Origin of the sequence: Desulfosporosinus acidiphilus SJ4 (assembly GCF_000255115.2) — a bacterium.
GTDB classification, from domain to species: domain Bacteria; phylum Bacillota; class Desulfitobacteriia; order Desulfitobacteriales; family Desulfitobacteriaceae; genus Desulfosporosinus; species Desulfosporosinus acidiphilus.
This window is the reverse complement of sequence record NC_018068.1, coordinates 2,707,596-2,727,138: the sequence shown is the minus strand read 5'-3', so window position 1 is coordinate 2,727,138 and position 19,543 is coordinate 2,707,596. Positions and strand designations below refer to the sequence as shown.

Here is a 19,543-nt window from a genome sequence, read left to right as displayed (position 1 = left end):
ATCGGAGGTGATAGTAAGATGGCAGAACCCATTAGAGTTAAAAGTTTAGATCCGACCCTGCGCGATGAAGTCGCTGAAATGTTAAAAGGCTATGATTTCTCGAATTGTCTCACCTGCGGAATGTGTACTGCTGGATGCAAGTATAGTGATATTTGGGAGGATAACGATCCTCGTAAATTCATACGTAAAGTAGCCCTAGGTCTTCGGGAAGAGGTCGAAAACGACCCCTTTGTCTGGAATTGCAATATGTGTGAACGCTGCACCGTTGAATGCCCTATGGGTGTGAATATAGCTGCGATTACCCGGGCTTTCCGCGGAAAAACTCCTGTTCCTCCAGGTCATCTGCAAATTATTGCTGATGACCATATCAGAACAGGAAATCAAATGGCTGTTGAGCAAATTGACTACGATGAGACTTTAGAATGGCTTGAAGAAGAGCTTCAAAACGAACTGAAAGATCCCAGCTATAAAATTCCTATTGATGTACCTAATGCAGATTTTATGTTTGGATTTAATGCGCGTGAGGTAAAACACTATCCAAATGAACTCCAAACGATCTTGCATATCTTTGCGGTTGCCAAAGTTAATTATACTCTTAGCAGCAAGCGCTGGGATGCTACAAATATTTGTCTTTTCACCGGAAAGAACGATGAATTCCAGGAAATTTCCCGTCCCCTCTTTGAAGAAGTTGAGCGCTTGAATGCTAAAGAACTCATTGTCACAGAATGCGGTCACGCCTTCCGTTCCTGCAGGATGTTTAAGCGTTCTTTTTGGAAAGGCAAAGATTTTCCTGTCCGCCACATTGTTGAACTTTATGCGGATTTAATTAAGGAAGGGCGACTTAAACTCGATAAGACTAAGAATCCTCTTCCGGTAACTATGCACGACCCTTGTAACACTGTACGTAAAGAAGGAGTTTATGAACCTCAACGTTATGTAATCAAGAATGTCGTCATGGATTATCGCGAAATGAATCCTGATGGTAAATACAATATTTGTTGCGGAGCCGGCGGTGGTGCTCTTGCTGTTGCCTCGACCAGAGCACAACGTATGGAAAAGGCAAAACCTAAAGTTAAACAACTGATAGATTCCGGAGCAAAAATAGGTTGCATTCCATGTCATAATTGCATTGACCAATTTAATGACATGAATAAGTTCTATAAACTTGGAATGAAAATGTATCACCTTAGCCATCTCATAGAGAATGCCTTAGTGACTGATGAGGAACAAGAGGCAGAAACTGGAGATAAATCACAGTAGGAAAAATAATTTTTATAAAATAATAATATTGTATTAAAAACCCTTATGAAGTCCCGTTAGGGCTGCCGCCCAACGGGACTTTGTTCTATTGCATAATACAGTATTTACATAATAATCTGTCTTTGAACAAAAAATGAAACACTTGCAGGAAATATTAGATTTAAGGAGAAAATATAATAATATGTAATTATATATTAATGGTAGCAGGAAACACTAAAAATAATTGGATACTAAGAAAGAAGGGGTCTAATCATGCCAAATAAGGAAATGCTTCTTATCCCCGGGCCTACACCCGTTGTGGATGAAATTTACGATGCCTTGTCCAGTGAAACCTATGCACACACTGATCCGCGCTTCGTTAAGATTTTCAAGAATAGTTTAGAACAAACTAAAAAATTATTTAACACTGACGGTGAAGTATTTGTGATTGCCGGTTCCGGCACACTTGCGATGGAAATAGCGATTATTAATACTGTTGCTCCAGGGGAAAAACTGCTGGTTATTAGCCACGGTTATTTTGGAGACCGTTTCATTCCGTTAGCTAAAGCCTTTGGGATTCAAGTTGAGACTATCCAAGCAGAATGGGGAGAGCATGTTCGCAAAGAAGTTATAGAAGATAAATTGGCTTCCGGAGATTTTAAAGCCGTAACCGTTACTCATGTTGACACCTCGACAGGAATTATGGCAAATCTTGAAGAGTTAGTTCCCGTTGTTAAGAAATCAGGAGCTCTCTTTATTCTTGATGGAGTCTGTGCAGCAGCAGCAATTGATGAAGATATGCAGAAAACTTACGGAGATCCATCTTACACTATCGATGTTGTCTTAACTGGATCACAAAAAGCGATCGGGGTACCACCGGGTCTGGCAATTGTTGCGTTTGGATCAAAAGCCTTAGCAGCTCGCGAAGCTATACCCTCGGTCCCTGGCTATTACACTGATATTAAAAATTGGCTTCCTATTATGCAAGATCCCGGAAAATATTATGCGACTCCACCTGTCAACATGATCTATGCCTTTAACAAAGGGATGGAAATTGTCATGGCCGAAGGATTATCTGAACGCTATCAACGCCATGCCGCCTTAGGTAAAGCTGTAAGAGCCGGCTTAAAAGTATATGGCATGAAACCTTTAGCTCCTGAAGCAATTGCTGCTCCGACCCTGAGTTGTGTTCTTTATCCTGAAGGTGTAAACGATGCAAAATTTCGGTCACGTCTGGCGGAAAAAGGTATGGTTATTGCCGGGGCTTTAGCTTCCTTATCTGGTAAAGCATTTCGGATTGGTCACATGGGCAACGCTACCGAAAGTATGTTTAAAAAAGCCTTAGAACTCATTGGAGAAACCCTAAAAGAAATGGGACATGAAGCGAATGTTGAAGAGGCAGTAGCTGAGTTTACAAAGGTTTACCATACTCGCTAAAAACGCCAGTTTTGTAATTATTTATTCCTTTATGTTAATCGTTTTAATAGTTAGGTGATAATAAAATTATCTTGGATTAATTGGGATTGTACGACTGAAATATCAGGAAGTACAATCCTTTTTTTATTTTTAGAATGTATAACCTTCTTGTGCATACTGCAAGAAGAGCTAATACGTGCGAAGATAGTGTTTTTACTCCCCAGCATATGTCACTCTCGAATAATACATAATACATGCGCTGTAATCTATTTACATTTAACTCCTTTTTTAATTTAATGATAATAATATGGTTTACTCTAATTACAGATTGGATGGGATAGTATGGCTGTTGAAATAAAACTACCTCCTGTACTAGATATTATTCGAGGCAATATTATTAAAAACGGCAATCCTTTAGCTTTGAAAGGTTCTGAAGTAGCCGCCTGGGCTAAAGAGCTAAAGCTTCCTGATCAGGGAGATTTGCTTTTATACACCGGAGGGGAGTACCAGTTGCTGCCTTTTATAGATTCGTTAGTAAGTACGATGACCGTAATGGACCAAGGGAGCAAAGTTTTCTCTCTTATGATGGGGGCCCGTAATCTTATTAACAAAACAGGCATCAATGCTGAAAAAATCTATGCCTCAGTGCTGGCTAAAGATCGTGAACGATTTAACTCAATTTCCTATAAAGCCGCCATTATTCTCCAAAAGTTAGGATACGAGCTTTGCTATTCAGGTGAAAAAGAATTGTACAGCGGAGCATTACTGACAGAATTGGGCTTCAATATTGATATGCAAACCTATGCTCTAAAAGTCGCAAAGGTAATTAGGGAAAGCAAGGCTAAAACTATCGTCTGTTTATCACCCCATGCCGCTGAAGTCCTTAAGTTTGTTTATCCAAAACTAATTTCAGATTTTAACTATGAGATTAAAACCTTTGTGGAATTGGTCTGGGAAAAAAGAGATAAATTACCGAAAATTAGTCTCAACAAATCGGTTGTCCTTCACGACTCATGTCGCTTAGCTCGCGAAATGGATATAACTGAGGAACTTAGAGATATTTTAACTAGCATGGGAGTTTCATTCCGAGAAGCCAGCAGCAATCGTAAATGGACGACATGCTGCGGCGGGCCTAACAAGCTTCTATATCCTGAAATATCTCATACCATCGCTTCCCGACGGATTAATGAACTAGAAGAAACCGGTGCAGATATTATCCTAACCTCTTGCCCTTATTGTCTTGCGGCCTTGCTAGGCGGACAAACAAAGGATGATAAGACGATTGTTGAAGATTTTATTGAATATCTTTATCGGGGGGTTGGAGCGTAATGTCTGATTTGCAAAAAGAATTTAATATATATACCAAAGATATTATAACAGCAAGCAGGGATGAAAATATTGAAAGGGCTATTACTCGTGCAGTTAAGTCATATCGCCAAACCACCGCAGAAACCTTAGAACGTTACCCTCATACTCCTGAATTAGCTGCGGAAGTTCGAGAGATTAAGAAAATCTCTATAGCCAATCAACAAACATTGCTTAAACAAGCCATGGAATCCGTGGAACGCAACAAAGGCAGAGCTTTTTATGCCAAAGATAAACAAGAAGCTCTCGAATTAGCGGCAAAGATCATCGGCACAGGAAAAACTATCGTAAAAGGGAAAAGTATGTTGGGAGAAGAATTGTCTCTCCGCGAATATCTGGAGGAGAAAGGAAATGAAGTTTGGGAAACGGATTTGGGAGAATTTATCTTACAGCTCAACAAAGAACGCCCCATGCATATTTTATCTCCTTCTGTACATGTACCCAGAGAACGAGTTGCCGAGATATTTTCAAAGTTCTTCGCTAAAGAAGTCCCCCCGGACATAGCTCAAGAAGTGGCTGAAGTACGTGACTTCATGAGAGAAAAGTATTTTAAAGCAGATGTAGGGATAAGCGGAGCCAATGTTGTGGCGGCGGATACAGGGGCCATGGTGATTATTGAAAACGAAGGGAACGTAAGGCTGGCCACAGGAGCACCTCCGGTTCATATCGTCTTAGTAGGTATTGAAAAGATAGTTCCCACGTTTCAAGATGCGATGAAAGTGACAGAGGTTACCTGGCGATACGCCCAATATGGCGTCCCAGGTTATGTTAATATAATCAGCGGACCGAGTAAAACCGGGGATATCGAAAAGGTCACTACATATGGGGCCCATGGGCCAAAAGAATTTAATGTGATTTTTGTGGATAATGGACGAAGTGAAATGGCAAGGGAAAACGAATTCAAAGCTGCTCTTCATTGCCTGCGTTGCGGCGGCTGTATGTATGAATGCCCAGTCTTTCAAATCACAGCCGGTCATTTTGGCCACATCTATATGAGTGGGATCGGGACAGTCTGGACAGCTTTTGTAGCTGGAGGCATGGATAAAGCCGCACCTCTTGCCTTTACCTGTCTGCGCTGCGGACGCTGCGTTGAACGCTGTCCCATGCAAATCAATGTACCTGCAATGGTTCAGAAATTACGCGAAAAAATAGTAAACGGTTAAGTTATCTTTATTACCTGTGAATTATAATCTTTAAAACCGATTAGAAGCAGCCCACGGCTTTCGGCTTGGGTTGCTTTTTACTGTCCCTGCTATGGATAGTGGATACAGCTTTTCTTTTGATACAACTATCACCTGGATTATTTCTGGAATATAATACCACAGACTCATGGGTTAAGGAGGTGAGCCGGTGGGTAATAGTAAACGCGTAGAAGATATGAATTATTTCGAACTTATTGCTTGGTTAGGCATAGGCAGTTCCCATCCAGGAGGTTTTCCCGCTACGAGACAGAATTTAGCTGCCTTACAATTAAAGCCGGAAGACTATGTGCTTGATGCTGGGTGTGGCAGCGGACTTACAGCTTGCCATGTTGCAAAAACAATTGGATGCAAAATATTGGGGATTGATATCAATCCATTAATGGTTGAAAAGGCCATAAATAGAGCAAAAAAGGAAGGCGTTTCCCATTTGGTTTCCTTTGAGGCAGCGGATGTTTATCAACTGCCATATAAAGACAATCAATTTGATGTTGTCATAGCTGAGTCTATTACAGTCTTTTTAGATAAAGTGAAAGTATACAAAGAATTTTATCGTGTCCTTAAACCTCAGGGTAGGGTGGCCGATTTAGAAATGGCTCTCATAAAGGATTTGCCTCAGGATATAAAACAACAACTAGAATCCTGTTTTGGCCCTGGCACAAATCCGCTGCCTTTCGATCAATGGCTGCAATCATTAGCAGATGCCGAATTTGAAGAAGTCACTATCATAAATCCTCAACCCATGAGCAATAGCAGTAACTTGGTTATAAGTGAACTAAAAAAAGATTGGCTGTTAATAAAAGATCTTCCCATGAAAATTAAGAATCAGCCCGGTCTATATAAGCGACTTCAGCGCAATGCAAATTTCATGAAGAGAAACCTGAGTTACTTTTGCTTTGGTCTGATCATCGGTCGGAAACCCGAACCCAAACCCAAACCCAAACCATCTATTAATAGGGGTTTTAGAGGATGGCTGGCGAAACTTTTCCGAAGAGAAATCAAGTAGAGTAAAATAAAGATACTAGCCACAAAATACAGGCAAAAGGGTGTATTTTGTGGCCCTTTGGCCTTTTTCTTTCCCTCATTAAAAAATACTTGGGCGAATTGCTATTGCAAATACATTTTGTGAAAGCCCCATTTTTATGAAGATAGATGAATATAATACCAGAAATAGATATATTTTTACAAAAATAATTATCTTCAGACTTCACTAAATATATTGACTCTTCAGACTAATTGGATTAAAATTGAAGTATCCTAAAAATTTAATTTGCCTCATTCATAAGATACAACATTTCAATTCTCAATATTTCAAGGCCTACTTGCGAGAGATAGATGGTTATGATAAGATACAAATATAACATATATAATGAAACGTGGTTTTATTATATGAAACATTTGTGTTCTTATACTTTAAGGAGGTGATTAACAATGACTCATGGTGGAGATGAAGAAAAAGAAGTCTCTAAATGGGCAGAATCTCAAGGAACAAGTGAAAATTCCGGTGATTGGGAAAAGGGAACACGGGGTATCTATTCCGAACATGGTAAGAGTTTACATCCCAGACAAGCACGTGCGATTGAAGCACACGACCTCTGCTACGATTGCGAAACTGGGTTTCACTATATGAAATAATTAATCAAGCCTTTCATAATCCCTAGAAACCTTCTGGATCGGGTTTTAGGGATGCTTTAATACTCAGTTAAGACCTCCACTTGTAGAAGTGGAGGTTTCTCTTATTAATTGATTAATTTTATCAATGTGAAAACAAGCTTAGATATTCATCATAGCCTTCCTCTGCCAGTCGTTCCTTAGGAATAAAACGCAAGGCCGCAGAATTGATACAGTACCGTAATCCCGTCGGTTGTGGGCCGTCTGTAAAAACATGTCCAAGATGAGCAGCTCCTTGAGTACTGGTAACCTCAGTTCTCTGCATAAAATGACTGTAATCAGGCTTTTCTTGTACCGCATCAGGTTTAAGGGGCTTTGTAAAACTCGGCCAACCACATCCTGAATCAAATTTATCTGCAGAGCTAAAAAGAGGTTCGCCGGTAATAATATCAACATAGATGCCTTCAGATTTATTATCCCAATATTCATTGTCAAAGGGAGGTTCAGTCCCTTTATTTTGAGTCACCTCGTATTGCAGCTTTGTCAATTTCGTCTTTAAAAGTTCATTATTTGTTGTATTCCAATGTTGTTCAATAAAACCATCTCGTCCAGATCCACGACGATAGGCTTCATATTTTAATGGATTTTTTCGATAATAATATTGATGATACTCCTCGGCTCTGTAGAATTCTGTAGCGGGAAGAATCAAGGTAACGATTGGGTTTTCAAACCTGCCGCTTTTCTCTAGCTCGTGTTTAGAACGCTGAGCTTCAAGTTGTTGTTCATGGTTATGATAAAAAATAGCCGTTCGGTAAGATGTGCCCCGATCTGAGAACTGCCCCTCTGAATTAGTGGGATCAATCTGTTGCCAATAAACATCCAAAAGTTTTTGATAGGGGATAATTTGAGTATTGTAAGTAACTTGCACTGCCTCAAAATGACCGGTGTTCTTATAACAAACATCTTCATAGGTGGGATTTTCAAAGTTCCCGCCTGTATAACCCGCTATTACTTCACGAACACCCGATAATGCTTCAAATGGTTTTACCATGCACCAAAAGCACCCACCGGCAAAGGTAGCAAGCTGATAGTTTTGATCTCCCATTGACAAGTTTTCCTCCATTTAGCAATCTTTTTACTTAAATTTTATTAGATCCGCTGCTTGTTTGAGTGTTTATCAAGAACTTTAGCATAAATTCTTGTCGTTCGGGGGTCTGAGTGACCTAAAGCATCCTGAACAATAGCAAGATTGTCAGTCTCCCTGAGAAGCAATGTTGCAAATGTTGAACGCATCTTATGGGCGCTGAAACCCTCCGTATTGTGACCAAGATTTTTTAAGATATTCATATACTTTGATATTAAATTTTGCACTGCTCTCTTACTAACACGTTTTCCTTGCATAGAAAGAAATAATGCATCTGATTTTTTTGCGCTATAACGGGGACGTTCGTGCGAAATATAGTCCATCAAAGCATTAGCAATTTCACGATTGAAGTAAACCACCGTTTCCTTATTGCCTTTGCGCCGCACTTCGAAGCACCCTTTATTGAAATTAGTGGTACTGAGATTCAGATTGCAAAGCTCAGATAAACGCAGCCCGGTACCAAGAAGAGTAAGTATTAGTGCGTAATCCCTTTTTTCTGTATAAGCATAATATTTAAGTTGACCAGGGGATAATCCCATTCCGGTTTCCATGACATCTGTTAAATCGGCAATCTGGTTTGGTTCTAATGCTTTAGGGAGCTTCTGATGAATTTTGATGGGGTCCAATTTTACAGTCACATCTTTGACAAGCAAGTCTTCCCGAACCAGGTAATGAAAGAAGGACTTTATGACCGCCTGTTTACGTGCCAGAGCACGTGCACCATTATTTCGCTGGGCACTAGCCCAACTAAGGTATGATTCTACATGATGATGACTAATCTTTTCCATTGAAGCCAAAGAAATATCGGCTGAAGCGTTTGGAAGCTCAGGTAGGGAATGACATAAATAATTAAAAAATAAACGAAGTTCCAGAGCGTAAGCCATTTGCGTTGATTTTGATTTATTGGTCACCGCTAGGTGATTAATATAATTCCTTGCAAAATAGGGGAGGGGAGAGGAGTCGAATCGATCTTCCATGGGCTGGCCTCCGTTTCTATTAAACTTACTCTACGTAAGATGATATGCCAGATTTTAACTCTTTCATTATAACTTGGAATTAGTAATCTTTTCAATCTAAGCATTTTTATTTAGTAATCCAAAGAGATATGCTTTTTGGAAGGGTTAATCTATTAATCTTTTCCCAATGTAAAATAATTGATACATAACCGTTTATCATATTAATTGTAGTTTGATCCTTATAGATATGTTTCTGTGCTAAACGACCTATAGTTTATTGCCTTTGATGTGTTGTAAAATGAAATTATGTTAACCTTTGGGAATGAATTCAGGATAAATAAGACAAGACTATCATTTATTGTCAAAATGAGGTGAAGGTATGGCTTCGAAAGTCCGTTTTTTACAATGTTCCGGCTGTCGTTTTGACAGTCCGTTTTGGGATGGGCCAGATACATGGATTCCCTATCGCAATCAAGACTTGTGGAAGACATTTGAAGCAGTACTTTCTTTATGTCAGTCGGAAAATATTGATCTGCTTTTTCTAATGGGCAATTTATTTGAGCAAGAATATACTCGTAAACCAACTGTTGAGAGGGTAGCGAATTCCTTAGGATCATTAACTAAAACCCGTGTTTTTATTGTACCTGGTGAAAAAGATCCTCTTGTGATTTCCTCACCTTACCGGCTTACTGTATGGCCGAACAATGTCCATATATTTTCCAGCGGAATAAACAATATAAATCTTCAAAACAAGGTGACAGTATACGGTTCAGGATGGACCGCGTTTCAACAAAACAAGTCTTTCCTTAGCAAAGGCTTTCGAGCCGATGTTGATACAACCTCAATTATGCTTCTTCATTCCGAAGTGGGCAATGATGAAAAAAGTAATTTTCTCACGCTTGAACAAATAGGAGCCAGTGAGTTAACATATTTAGCCTTAGGCCATCAGGAGAACTATAGCGGAATTCAGAAGACCGGAAGAACTTTCTGGGCAGACAGCGGCGTTATAGAAACCAGAAGTTTTACCTCAAGCGGTCCTCACGGCGTGATCATCGGCGAGATAGAAGAAGGCTCGATTCGTCTTGAATTCCGAGAACTGGGGCAGCGACAATATATTTCAAAGAGTTTTGACCTTCCATCCGACATTCAATCTCTTGAGACAAAACTGTTGGCGGAAACGAGTTCCGAAGAACGTCAACGGAATTTGTATAGAGTCACCTTTTCTAAGTCCTTGCCCGAGGAAGACTTAGACTTTAATTCCTTGCAAAAAATTCTCTCGGAGAAATTCCGTTATATCCAAGTGATTGATCCTCAAGAGGAAACACATTCTCCATTAGAACTGGATCATAGTAGGCCGGTTCGGGCGATACATGAAGAATGCGATTTTATGACATTATCGCAAGTCTATCTCCAGAAAATTAGTGACTATCAATTAGCAGCGACGAGCTCAGAGGATCAGAAACAATGGGAACTGGTGAAAAAAATCGGTCTGGCAGCACTGGAGCAGGGGCGGATAGACGATGAAAATTGAACGAATTAATGGTCTTCATTTGAAGGGACTTGGGAATATTAAGTGGACATTCCCGGCAGGTCCAGTCTTTCTTCTTTTTAAAGAAGAAAGTCAGCAAAAAGTTTTAGCTGAGTTGTTATGGGAATTATTTTGCAAACAAAAAACGCTGGACACTGTCCATCCATTGGGTAGTTCCAGCGTGTTCGAAATGTGGGTGAGCAGAGAAAACCACCGCTTCCATATTCGTCAGGAGTACCAGCTCTGTGACAATGATCTTTTGCCAACTTCCGATTTTATCAAGGACGAGATAACCGGGGAGAATGTTTCTCTTGCAGATTCAATGTCCTTAGGAGAATACATATTCGGAGTCAATCTCCAAGTAGTTCAACAGGGGGTAACTATTGACTGGTCGGAAATTAGTGATGTCAATCAACTTTACCAAAGAATAGAAAACATTTGTCAGAGTGGAGATGAAAAGCTATCCCCACAAAAAGTAAAAGCTTCGTTAATCGGAGCCCAGAATAAGGTCCTTGAACAAAAGGGGAAAATAGCTCTGGTTAAAGCTGAGTATGATGAGTTACGAAAGGATTGGGAAAATTCTCACCGGCAGCAAGAAGAAGAACGACTTCTTTTAATAGAACTTAAAGAATTTGAAGAAAATGATGCAATTATAGCTGAAAAAATTACAGCAGCTCATAAAATCAAAGAACGTTTAACCTTGCTAAATCAAAATCAAGATTATCGTGAGCTACGACGACTTCAGACGGATATCATCAGTTCGGAGGAGCGCCTACGAAGAGCTGAAGCTAATCTAGCAGCCTTAACTAATGAGTCAGTAATTGATTGGACTTTAGTCGAAAGCCTGCGTGAAGAATGTATAAGATGGGCTGATCTACAAGAACAAATTAAACGCATTGATCATATTATTCAAACGTTAGGGGACAGAATTGCAAATCTAAAGGTTTCAATTCAAACCAGCGGGTATGAGGGATCTAATAACGAAAAGCAACGCATGTACAGACTTTTAGAAGAAAAAAATACAGCACAAGATAAACTTAATAGTCTAGCTAATTTTAAAAAAGATCTGGCGGACACTCATCTAAGCTTATCCCAGGCCGCTGCTGAGCTCCAGGAATTAAGTGAAATGACCTCTGTTACACAGAAAGATGCAGCAAGGGTTGCTCGATGGGAATGGCAATTAAGGAAGTGGCATAATTCGATAATCGGCGGAACCTTTGAGCGCATTTCACAAGAACATTTTAGTAGATTCAGTATCGAAAAAAAGCTCCGAACTCGTATTAAGCAATACTACGAAACCCTCCGCGTCAAAGACTATGAAGGCTTTCAAAATCGGCTTACCAAATTCCATGAGCTAAAAAATTACGCGGAAAGACTACAAGAAAAGATTATTCAATTGAAAAATGTTATCGACCAGGAAGAAATTCTCCGTGAGACGGTTGATTCACGAAATGACTCATTAAATGAAGCTTTTTTCGCTGCTAATGTTGACAATTTTTCATTATGGTTAGAAGGTTGGAAGGATTGTAACAGAAAAATATTTCAATTATCCCATCTGCAAAAAAAACTACAGTCATTATCTGATCGTTATGATGCAGAAGATACTATCCTGCGCGACTTTACAGCAGAATTAAAGGAAAAGCTCAATGACTGGAACACACCAGTTACAGATCGAGAAGAAGTCTTGGCCATGGTCTTTAATGTTGCCCATCAATTAAGGGAAAAAGATAGGGCGGAAAAAAGAATGGCCGAATGCAGATCGAAATTTATGGAGATGATCGGTGATCGTGACTTAGACACTTTGGCTAAAAAAATTGAACCTTTAGCTGAGTTGGACAAGGAAGCTCTTATTTCCAGTACTGATCGTCAGTCTGCAATTGCTTCATGGGAGATAGAGCGCTTAGAAATTAGTCGACTTCGTCAGGATACAGAAAAGCGTCTCAAATCGATGAAAAAATATCTGTCGCTACCCGTCTTAGAAGAAAAAATGGAAGCGTCTAGGAAGGAATGGATGACCTATGAGAACTTACTTATGGCCATTAATGACACTCTAAGACTTTTTGAGATGTCAACAGACTCTTGGCAAGCAACTTACGGAAATGCCCTCTATTTTGAAGCAACAAGAATTCTAAAACAATTCTCTTCCTTGTCAGACATAGAAATGTCTCAAAAGGAACTTCTTAAGACGAAAAGAGAATATTTTGCTTATCGCATGGCTATTGCAGAATTAGCTCTGGGCAATAACATCGAGTTACCTCTTTATCTCTCAATTGAAAAACTATCTGAGGACGAAAGTTTCCTGACAAATATTACAGAGTATTTATCACAACTATCTCCTGCGAGACAAATAATCCTTTCCACCACTAATCTTAAACTCGCGGAAAAGCTCAAAAACATCGGCTGGCCTTCAATTATAGTCTAATTCTGATTTCGTAATTCCTCAATTTATAGAAAGACGTTGGCACTCCATTACAGAAGTGTTATGACAACGTCTTTCTTTGCAACCACTATGTTTTTATGGGTTGAGTTCTTACCGTCACTAAAATCAGGGGAGTTTTTTTTGGCTCTAATATGCTTTTTCGCCATATTTCGCCGCCAACTTGGATTATAGTTGTCTCTAAGAAATTGTTTTTCTCTGAAATAAGTTGAATAGAAATAGAGCTATTAAATTAGAGGAGGTTTCCTATGACTAGATCGATCAGAGCCATGTATTTTAGTCCAACAGGTACGACCCAAAAAATAATTACGGGAATAGCTGGAACTATCTCAAAACATTTTGCGCAGGAAACACATACCATTGATTTCACCTTACCCGAGGAAAGGATGAAACCCATCTCCTTTTCTAGAGATGATATAGTAATTATCGGTGTCCCAGTCTATGCAGGAAGAGTTCCCAATGTATTGTTGAAATACTTAACGAGCATTATGGGTAACGATGCTTTAGCAATTGCTGTTGTTTTATATGGTAATAGAAATTACGATGATGCCTTAATTGAATTAAGAGATATTCTAAATAATAACGGATTTAAGGTCATTGCAGGAGGAGCATTTATCGGAGAACATTCGTTTTCAAAAACACTTGCTCAAAATAGACCTGATGAAAAAGATATGAACATAGTTGAGGATTTCGCAAACCAAATCATTAATAAAATGAGAACCAGCAATGAACTTCAAACTGTAAACGTCAAGGGTAATCAACCCTACCGAAACTATTACAAGCCCATAAATAAAGAAGGTATTCCCGTAGACATTCGTAAGGTTACCCCCAAAACAAATGACCGTTGCCTAGACTGTAAGCTTTGTGTTACTGTTTGCCCCATGGGATCAATTGATCCCGAAGATGTGACTAAATTAAAGGGGATTTGTATTAAATGCGGTGCCTGTATCAAAAAATGCCCTTCAGAAGCGAAGTATTATGACGATCAAGATTATTTAAGACATAAACAAGAGTTAGAGTTAGAGTTTTCCTCTCGAAATGAGCCGGAACTCTTTCTATAGCCTTTGCAAATCTTTAGGAAACTTTCAGCAATTTTACAGGATAGTTATAGGCCGCCATTAGGTGGCCTGAATTCATTTACCGGTTAAAGCGAACAGTTCAGAGTTTTTCGCGGATACTAAACAGTAAAAAATTTAATGTATTGCGACTAATAATTTATGTCTTTTATCATAGGTACATATGGGGTAAAATCAATAGGATTAATACTAATTGATTTAAACATAATCTTTCGGAAATTAAGAGGGAATAACAATGCAATTCACAAGACAAAACATTGGGCAAGCCGCACAAAAAGAAAGAATTGAAGCATATTTAATTCTGCTTATTTCTTCAACGCTGTATGCAGGTAACGTCATTGCAGGAAAATTAATAGCCAACGATGTTCCTTCTGCAGGCTTATCTGCCGTACGAGGAATACTGGGGCTTATGATTATAGTTCCTCTTACTTGGTCACGACTCAAAATCTCAACTAGACCTAATAGAAAAGAGATGTTGCAACTTCTAGTTTTGGGATTTTTCGGTATTACTCTTGCTTATTTGACGTTTATTGTAGGAATGAAATATTCGTCAGGGACAAATGCTTCGATTATTGCGGCAACTTTGCCCGCCTTAACGAATTCGCTGTTAGTCATTGGATTTAAAACAAAATTGAATAAGCTGCAATTTTGGGGCATAGCAACTTCCTTTTTAGGACTTCTGATTGTGTTTACTAAGGGATCGATACATCATCTGCTCACATTAAATTTGGGGCTTGGGGATATAATTCTTCTTGCTAATGTTTTGTTTATGGCATTTTTCTATGTCCTGAGTCAAAGAATTATGAAAAAGTTGTCCTCAATTGTGACATCGGTTTACGCTTTGGCTTTTGGCACCTTTTTACTTATTCCTATGGGTGTTTGGCAACTTGTCTCCGCCCCTTGGCATATTAATTTTTATAAACTTTTAATTATCATCTACATGGGATGCTTCGTCACAGGATTTGCTTTTTTTCTTAACCTCAAAGGCATTAATCTCATCGGCAGCGGACGTGCTGCAATTTTTAGTAACCTTCAGCCAGTGCTTTCAATAGTCTTGAGCGCATTAATTCTCGGAGAATCTTTAGCAATTTACCATTGGGTTGGATTTCTGCTTGTTATTTCCGGAATTGTTCTATCTCTAGCAAAACCTGAACAACTATTGAAAGAACCTTGTGGTAACGAAATTTCTCCGGCGACAGCACAAGGTGAGGAGCTAAAAAGCACGCTTTGAATGTTTGACTATTTGCACAATGATTTGCGTAAAATAAGGATAAAATGATTGAGGAGTGATGGCAATGTTGGTCGTTACCACTGAAAATATCCAAGGATACAAAGTCAATGAAATAAAAGGGCAAGTTTTCGGAGTTGTGGTTCGTAGTAGAGGATTAGGGGGGAACCTTGTAGCCGGATTGCGAAGCATTGTCGGTGGAGAAATTCATGAATATACAGCGTTACTTGAAGATACACGTAAACAAGCAATTGACAGATTGGTTAAAAACGCCCAGGCTATGGGGGCAAACGCGGTAGTTATGATGAGATTCGATTCTAGTGAAATCGGTCAAACGATGAGTGAAATTGTAGCCTATGGGACTGCTGTTGTTGTGGAGAAAGAAGCTTAATATAATGCTTGGAAGAATTAATTTGTTATTTTTGGTAGGCCTCATTATTATTGCAGTTCTCTCATGGCTAATTTGGGATAAACGATATCGAAAAAATCATGGAGAAAACATCCCTAAAGGATATATTGCCACAAATGAGGTTTTCCATGATCCTGTAACTAATAAAAGGCTTAGAGTATATTATAATCCGCTAACAGGAGATAGATTTTACCATGAAAATTAGAGCATAAGGGAATATCAGCCAATAACCCAAATTAGAGTCAGATTGATTGCCCCCCAGAGTTACCAAGGCTATCTGGATTGGCACATTAATCCTTTTGAGGAACCATTATTATACATCTCCATATATTAGAAGTGAGAAAGCAATGGAGGTGATAGCATGTTTGGTTTTGGACCATGGGGTTGGGGTTTTGGATGGTATAGGCCTTTTTGGCGTCCTTTCTGGGGAGGCTTTTGGTGGTAAATCCTTTGAAATATCTCTTTAATTTCTTCTTCAATAAAAAATAAACCGGGGCAATTCACCTGGTTTATTTTTTATACTATCGGAAAGTATAACCTTCGGTTAAATACTGCAAGAAGAGTTTATACGTGCGAAGACAGTGTCTTCGTCCTCTAGCATAAGTGCAACTAACCTGCCGCTTTCGCCAGAGGCTTAGCGCCAGCTAAGTTTTCTTTATGCTTTTGGTTGTATTCTGCAAGAAAGTTAATACGTGCGAGACATTGTCTTTATCTTATAGCATAATTGTATTGTATCTGACAGTCTCTTGCGCCTGTGCCTTGGAGACAGATTATTAATCTGGTGACTTTTTACCGTTATTACTTCTATGTTCTTTTTCAATAGTAAATATCAATTTTCCCCCTTTTGATTCTAAATTAACCAGGCTGGCACCTCTGTGTAAATTCGCGTTAATTGTTGCAATTTCTTCACCAGAAATATTACTAAGATCAACTTCAAGTATTCCTCTTGTGAGCTCAATGGTCTTGAGGTTCATATAATTAATTCCCTCCTTAATCACGAAATCATGATCTGATTTTAAGTTCAAAATTACCTAATTCCAAATTACCTAATTGCCGAGTATACATATTTTTAGCTTTTTCTAACTCAGCATACGCCCTTTTGAAATAAACTATATTTCGAGCATATAAAAATTTAGAGTTTTGTCCAGATCCTCGTGTAGGTTCTTAGCATCTACCGGTTTTAGTTTACCTCGTACCTTCTAGTTTATCTGGAATTTGAATTAATTTTTCATTCCGTTTGCAGGGAACTCATGGGAAAATCGCTATGGAAACTCGTAAATTGGGGATATAATATTAACATCAATGATCGGATAGGAGCATAGAAATGTTTGAAGAAAAAGATTATTTAATGAAAATGATAAAAGAGTTCACAAATGCTATAGCAAAAATTGCTGGGTTAAAGGCGGAAAATAAAATTGAAGAAAGTCAAGAGGTACTTAGTGAAACACTAAAGCACTTTACTGACCTCGATATGAAAGTAATAGAAGCACTTCCTTATGATATTCTAATCCACAAAATCGGCGGCAATACGGTAAATTCAGAAAAATATTTAATGCTTAGCGAACTATTAGTTCAACAAGCTGAAATTTATGAAATTAGGGGAGAGAAGTCAAGAGCAAACAATTTATTGGCAAAAAGCTTAAATATAATGCTCAATATTCTACTCAATGATAATAATCCAATCTCAGAATCGAATGTTGTTAAGGTAAATGAAGTCGTTGATAAACTTGGTTGGTATAACTTGCCTAATGAAAGCGAGCTTTTGTTATTCCAGTATTATGAATCAACTCAAAGCTATGCCAAAGCCGAAGATGTGCTCTTTCATTTACTTAAATCGGATGAAAATAATAAAGATATTTTAAAAAAAGGTATCTCATTTTACGAAAGATTAAAGGATAAAGATCATGATGAACTTGAAAAAGGGAATCTACCTTTCGATGAGGTGTTAGAAGGGTTAGAAAGTCTCAGGCATTATAACGGGTAAAATAATCAAGAAGAGCAATAGAGATGAGACGATTTTCACTCTCACTCTATTGCTCTTTTCTTTCTATTCTAACCATGGAACGGGTAATTTTCATATTCGACGAACAAACACCTTAGCCAACTATGCCAAAAACTAGAACAAGCGACTTTGAAGCTTGTATATGTAAAAACATGTCGTATAATGACGTATGAAGAGTTTTAAGATATTTCTCGCTTGTTCCATAATTTCTTCAAGGAGGACTAATCTGTGTATTTTTCCAAATTATCATTAATTTGGCAGACATGCGTTCAAGGCATGATTTTATGTAATTCTGAGTTAATAATTGAGGCGGCAAACCCTTCTGCTGAACGGATGTTGGTCAGTTCTGCAAATTGCCTGGCAGGTAAACCATTAGCCATGTATTTACCAACCATAAAACCCGCTAAAAGCGGTGAAATGGAGCAAGTCATTACTGAGGAAACAGTGTCTGTCAAAGCAAAAACATTAAATGTATGCACTTTTCCGGTAACCATAACTGAGAAACAAACGGGCATATTACTCCTTCTTAATGATGTTACCGAATTGAAAGAGGTCCGAAAAAAACTGGAAGATACGGAGAAATGGAAAAATATCCTAACAACCGTCTTAGATACTGCCTATGAGGGAATTGTAATTGTCGATGAGAACGGTTATGTCACAACGTTTAACCAAGCCTATGAAAACTTTATAGGAGTTAAGCGGGAAAAGATGATTGGTCGTCCGGTAGAAGAAGTTGTGGAAAATACACGGCTGCATATCGTCGTCAAAACTGGAAAACCTGAAATTCGGCAGATTCAACGGATCAAGGGGCATGATATGATTTGTGACCGGATCCCCATCCGCGAGGGGAATAAAATTATCGGCGCAGTTGGTAAAGTGCTTTTTAGAGATGTTTCAGAAATTGATCAGTTACAGGAACAAACTCGCCGTTTAAAGCAAGAACTGGAGTATTATAAAGGCAGGCTGCGGCGTCAACAACAGCAGGCTCGTTACTCTGTAGAAAATATTATAGGCAAGAGCAAAGTAATTTCTGATCTGAAAGAAATGGTTAGCAAAGCTGCAACAAGCCGTTCTACGGTGCTTCTTAGGGGGGAAAGCGGAACGGGTAAAGAACTATTCGCTCACGCTATACATAATTCGTCGCCTTTCTATGCCAAGGCGTTTATTAAAGTAAATTGTGCTGCTATACCAGAAAACTTGTTGGAATCCGAATTGTTCGGTTATGAGGAAGGAGCGTTCACTGGGGCCAAAAAAGGCGGCAAAATAGGCAAATTCGAACAGGCAGAGGGCGGAAGTATCTTTCTTGATGAGATAGGCGATATGCCCTTAAGTATGCAGGTTAAGCTTTTACGTGTTTTACAAGAGAGAGAGTTGGAACGGGTTGGTGGGACGCAAACGATTAAAATTAACACCCGTGTCATTGCTGCTACTAATTGTGAACTAGAAGAACTGGTTCTTGATGGAAAGTTTCGGCAAGATCTCTTTTATAGGCTGAACGTTGTTAGTTTACCAATACCGGCTCTTCGCCAACGGACTGAAGATATCCCCGTATTAATTGAGCATTTTCTTGATAAACTCGGGAAAGTTCTTGGCTGCGGACATAAAAAAATCAGTTCAGATGCTTTAGAAATCCTCTTAAACCATAGTTGGCCGGGGAATATCCGTGAATTAGAAAATGTACTGGAACGAGCTTTAAATATCGTCGATGGCGACGAAATATTAGCGGAACATTTACCGGATTACCTTATTGAGACTACTAATGGGGCAGCCATTGTAACGTTAAAAGAAGCTCTTGCCAAAAAAGAGTGCGAGATGTTAAAAAAGGCTCTCGAAACTACCCATGGAAATGTTATTGAAGCCGCAAGGCGCTTAGGTTTAAGCAAATCCAGTTTTTATGAAAAAATGTCACGTTACGGTATTTAACTTTTCCGGA

The 19,543-nt window shown here is 38.9% G+C and carries 16 protein-coding genes and 1 pseudogene; 14 read left to right on the top strand and 3 right to left on the bottom strand.

All coding sequences use genetic code 11. The features are described from left to right. The first annotated feature begins 18 nt into the window (after nucleotides 1-18). The 6 genes from DESACI_RS12495 (at nucleotide 19) to DESACI_RS12470 (ending at nucleotide 6,854) form a co-directional block, all read left to right on the top strand. Complete coding sequence (locus tag DESACI_RS12495) at nucleotides 19-1,260, top strand: (Fe-S)-binding protein (protein WP_014827555.1); 1,242 nt, start codon at nucleotides 19-21, stop codon at nucleotides 1,258-1,260. A gap of 252 nt (nucleotides 1,261-1,512) precedes the next feature. Then, the gene (locus DESACI_RS12490; protein ID WP_014827554.1) at nucleotides 1,513-2,676 is read left to right on the top strand and encodes a pyridoxal-phosphate-dependent aminotransferase family protein; all 1,164 of its coding nucleotides are present in this window, start codon (nucleotides 1,513-1,515) and stop codon (nucleotides 2,674-2,676) included. Nucleotides 2,677-2,997: 321 nt separating this feature from the next. After that, complete coding sequence (locus tag DESACI_RS12485) at nucleotides 2,998-3,984, top strand: (Fe-S)-binding protein (RefSeq protein WP_014827553.1); 987 nt, start codon at nucleotides 2,998-3,000, stop codon at nucleotides 3,982-3,984. Then, complete coding sequence (locus tag DESACI_RS12480; protein ID WP_014827552.1) at nucleotides 3,984-5,183, top strand: LUD domain-containing protein; 1,200 nt, start codon at nucleotides 3,984-3,986, stop codon at nucleotides 5,181-5,183. The genes DESACI_RS12485 and DESACI_RS12480 overlap by 1 nt, the downstream gene beginning before the upstream one ends. Nucleotides 5,184-5,397: 214 nt before the next feature. Then, the gene (locus DESACI_RS12475; protein WP_049804121.1) at nucleotides 5,398-6,225 is read left to right on the top strand and encodes a class I SAM-dependent methyltransferase; all 828 of its coding nucleotides are present in this window, start codon (nucleotides 5,398-5,400) and stop codon (nucleotides 6,223-6,225) included. A 425-nt stretch (nucleotides 6,226-6,650) separates the two neighbouring features. Further along, nucleotides 6,651-6,854: a hypothetical protein gene (locus tag DESACI_RS12470; RefSeq protein ID WP_014827550.1), complete on the top strand. Its 204-nt coding sequence runs from the start codon at nucleotides 6,651-6,653 to the stop codon at nucleotides 6,852-6,854. Between the two features lie 121 nt (nucleotides 6,855-6,975). Here DESACI_RS12470 and msrB read toward each other — a convergent pair whose 3' ends face one another. Together msrB and DESACI_RS12460 are read right to left on the bottom strand one after the other, a co-directional pair. Then, nucleotides 6,976-7,935, bottom strand: a complete 960-nt coding sequence (gene msrB, locus DESACI_RS12465; protein ID WP_014827549.1) for a peptide-methionine (R)-S-oxide reductase MsrB — start codon at nucleotides 7,933-7,935, stop codon at nucleotides 6,976-6,978. A 30-nt stretch (nucleotides 7,936-7,965) separates the two neighbouring features. Continuing rightward, nucleotides 7,966-8,951: pseudogene (locus DESACI_RS12460) on the bottom strand (tyrosine-type recombinase/integrase). Nucleotides 8,952-9,309: 358 nt separating this feature from the next. Between DESACI_RS12460 and DESACI_RS12455 the strand changes: the two are divergent. The 6 genes from DESACI_RS12455 to DESACI_RS12430 all read left to right on the top strand — a co-directional run bounded on the left by DESACI_RS12455 (nucleotide 9,310) and on the right by DESACI_RS12430 (nucleotide 15,813). Then, entirely contained in the window at nucleotides 9,310-10,461 is a 1,152-nt protein-coding gene (locus DESACI_RS12455) for a metallophosphoesterase family protein (RefSeq protein WP_014827547.1), read from the top strand. Next, nucleotides 10,451-12,880, top strand: coding sequence for a coiled-coil domain-containing protein (locus tag DESACI_RS12450; RefSeq protein WP_014827546.1), 2,430 nt, complete (start codon nucleotides 10,451-10,453; stop codon nucleotides 12,878-12,880). The genes DESACI_RS12455 and DESACI_RS12450 overlap by 11 nt, the downstream gene beginning before the upstream one ends. A 263-nt stretch (nucleotides 12,881-13,143) precedes the next feature. Further along, nucleotides 13,144-13,956: an EFR1 family ferrodoxin gene (locus DESACI_RS12445; RefSeq protein ID WP_014827544.1), complete on the top strand. Its 813-nt coding sequence runs from the start codon at nucleotides 13,144-13,146 to the stop codon at nucleotides 13,954-13,956. Nucleotides 13,957-14,206: 250 nt separating this feature from the next. Then, the gene (locus DESACI_RS12440; RefSeq protein WP_014827543.1) at nucleotides 14,207-15,202 is read left to right on the top strand and encodes a DMT family transporter; all 996 of its coding nucleotides are present in this window, start codon (nucleotides 14,207-14,209) and stop codon (nucleotides 15,200-15,202) included. Between the two features lie 64 nt (nucleotides 15,203-15,266). Continuing rightward, nucleotides 15,267-15,590 (top strand): heavy metal-binding domain-containing protein, encoded by a 324-nt coding sequence (locus DESACI_RS12435; RefSeq protein WP_014827542.1) that lies wholly within the window; start codon nucleotides 15,267-15,269, stop codon nucleotides 15,588-15,590. Between the two features lie 4 nt (nucleotides 15,591-15,594). Continuing rightward, nucleotides 15,595-15,813 carry a hypothetical protein gene (locus tag DESACI_RS12430; RefSeq protein ID WP_041276079.1) on the top strand — a complete coding sequence of 73 codons (219 nt, stop codon included), beginning with the start codon at nucleotides 15,595-15,597 and terminating at the stop codon, nucleotides 15,811-15,813. 568 nt (nucleotides 15,814-16,381) lie between these two features. Here the strand turns inward: DESACI_RS12430 and DESACI_RS12425 are convergent. Then, complete coding sequence (locus DESACI_RS12425; RefSeq protein ID WP_014827540.1) at nucleotides 16,382-16,582, bottom strand: hypothetical protein; 201 nt, start codon at nucleotides 16,580-16,582, stop codon at nucleotides 16,382-16,384. Between the two features lie 350 nt (nucleotides 16,583-16,932). On the opposite strand from DESACI_RS12425, the gene DESACI_RS12420 reads away from it, so the two are divergent. Both DESACI_RS12420 and DESACI_RS12415 read left to right on the top strand, forming a co-directional pair. Beyond that, entirely contained in the window at nucleotides 16,933-17,592 is a 660-nt protein-coding gene (locus tag DESACI_RS12420) for a DUF6483 family protein (protein WP_014827539.1), read from the top strand. 246 nt (nucleotides 17,593-17,838) lie between these two features. After that, nucleotides 17,839-19,533, top strand: coding sequence for a sigma-54-dependent Fis family transcriptional regulator (locus DESACI_RS12415; protein WP_014827538.1), 1,695 nt, complete (start codon nucleotides 17,839-17,841; stop codon nucleotides 19,531-19,533). The last annotated feature ends 10 nt before the right edge of the window (nucleotides 19,534-19,543 follow it).

Coding starts and splice junctions, on each gene's coding strand:
- DESACI_RS12420 (WP_014827539.1), top strand. CDS start 16,933: ATGTTTGAAGAAAAAGATTATTTAATGAAAATGATAAAAGAGTTCACA.
- DESACI_RS12475 (WP_049804121.1), top strand. CDS start 5,398: ATGAATTATTTCGAACTTATTGCTTGGTTAGGCATAGGCAGTTCCCAT.
- DESACI_RS12485 (WP_014827553.1), top strand. CDS start 2,998: ATGGCTGTTGAAATAAAACTACCTCCTGTACTAGATATTATTCGAGGC.
- DESACI_RS12445 (WP_014827544.1), top strand. CDS start 13,144: ATGACTAGATCGATCAGAGCCATGTATTTTAGTCCAACAGGTACGACC.
- DESACI_RS12490 (WP_014827554.1), top strand. CDS start 1,513: ATGCCAAATAAGGAAATGCTTCTTATCCCCGGGCCTACACCCGTTGTG.
- DESACI_RS12430 (WP_041276079.1), top strand. CDS start 15,595: ATGCTTGGAAGAATTAATTTGTTATTTTTGGTAGGCCTCATTATTATT.
- DESACI_RS12470 (WP_014827550.1), top strand. CDS start 6,651: ATGACTCATGGTGGAGATGAAGAAAAAGAAGTCTCTAAATGGGCAGAA.
- DESACI_RS12495 (WP_014827555.1), top strand. CDS start 19: ATGGCAGAACCCATTAGAGTTAAAAGTTTAGATCCGACCCTGCGCGAT.
- DESACI_RS12425 (WP_014827540.1), bottom strand. CDS start 16,582: ATGAACCTCAAGACCATTGAGCTCACAAGAGGAATACTTGAAGTTGAT.
- DESACI_RS12455 (WP_014827547.1), top strand. CDS start 9,310: ATGGCTTCGAAAGTCCGTTTTTTACAATGTTCCGGCTGTCGTTTTGAC.
- DESACI_RS12440 (WP_014827543.1), top strand. CDS start 14,207: ATGCAATTCACAAGACAAAACATTGGGCAAGCCGCACAAAAAGAAAGA.
- DESACI_RS12480 (WP_014827552.1), top strand. CDS start 3,984: ATGTCTGATTTGCAAAAAGAATTTAATATATATACCAAAGATATTATA.
- DESACI_RS12450 (WP_014827546.1), top strand. CDS start 10,451: ATGAAAATTGAACGAATTAATGGTCTTCATTTGAAGGGACTTGGGAAT.
- msrB (WP_014827549.1), bottom strand. CDS start 7,935: ATGGGAGATCAAAACTATCAGCTTGCTACCTTTGCCGGTGGGTGCTTT.
- DESACI_RS12435 (WP_014827542.1), top strand. CDS start 15,267: ATGTTGGTCGTTACCACTGAAAATATCCAAGGATACAAAGTCAATGAA.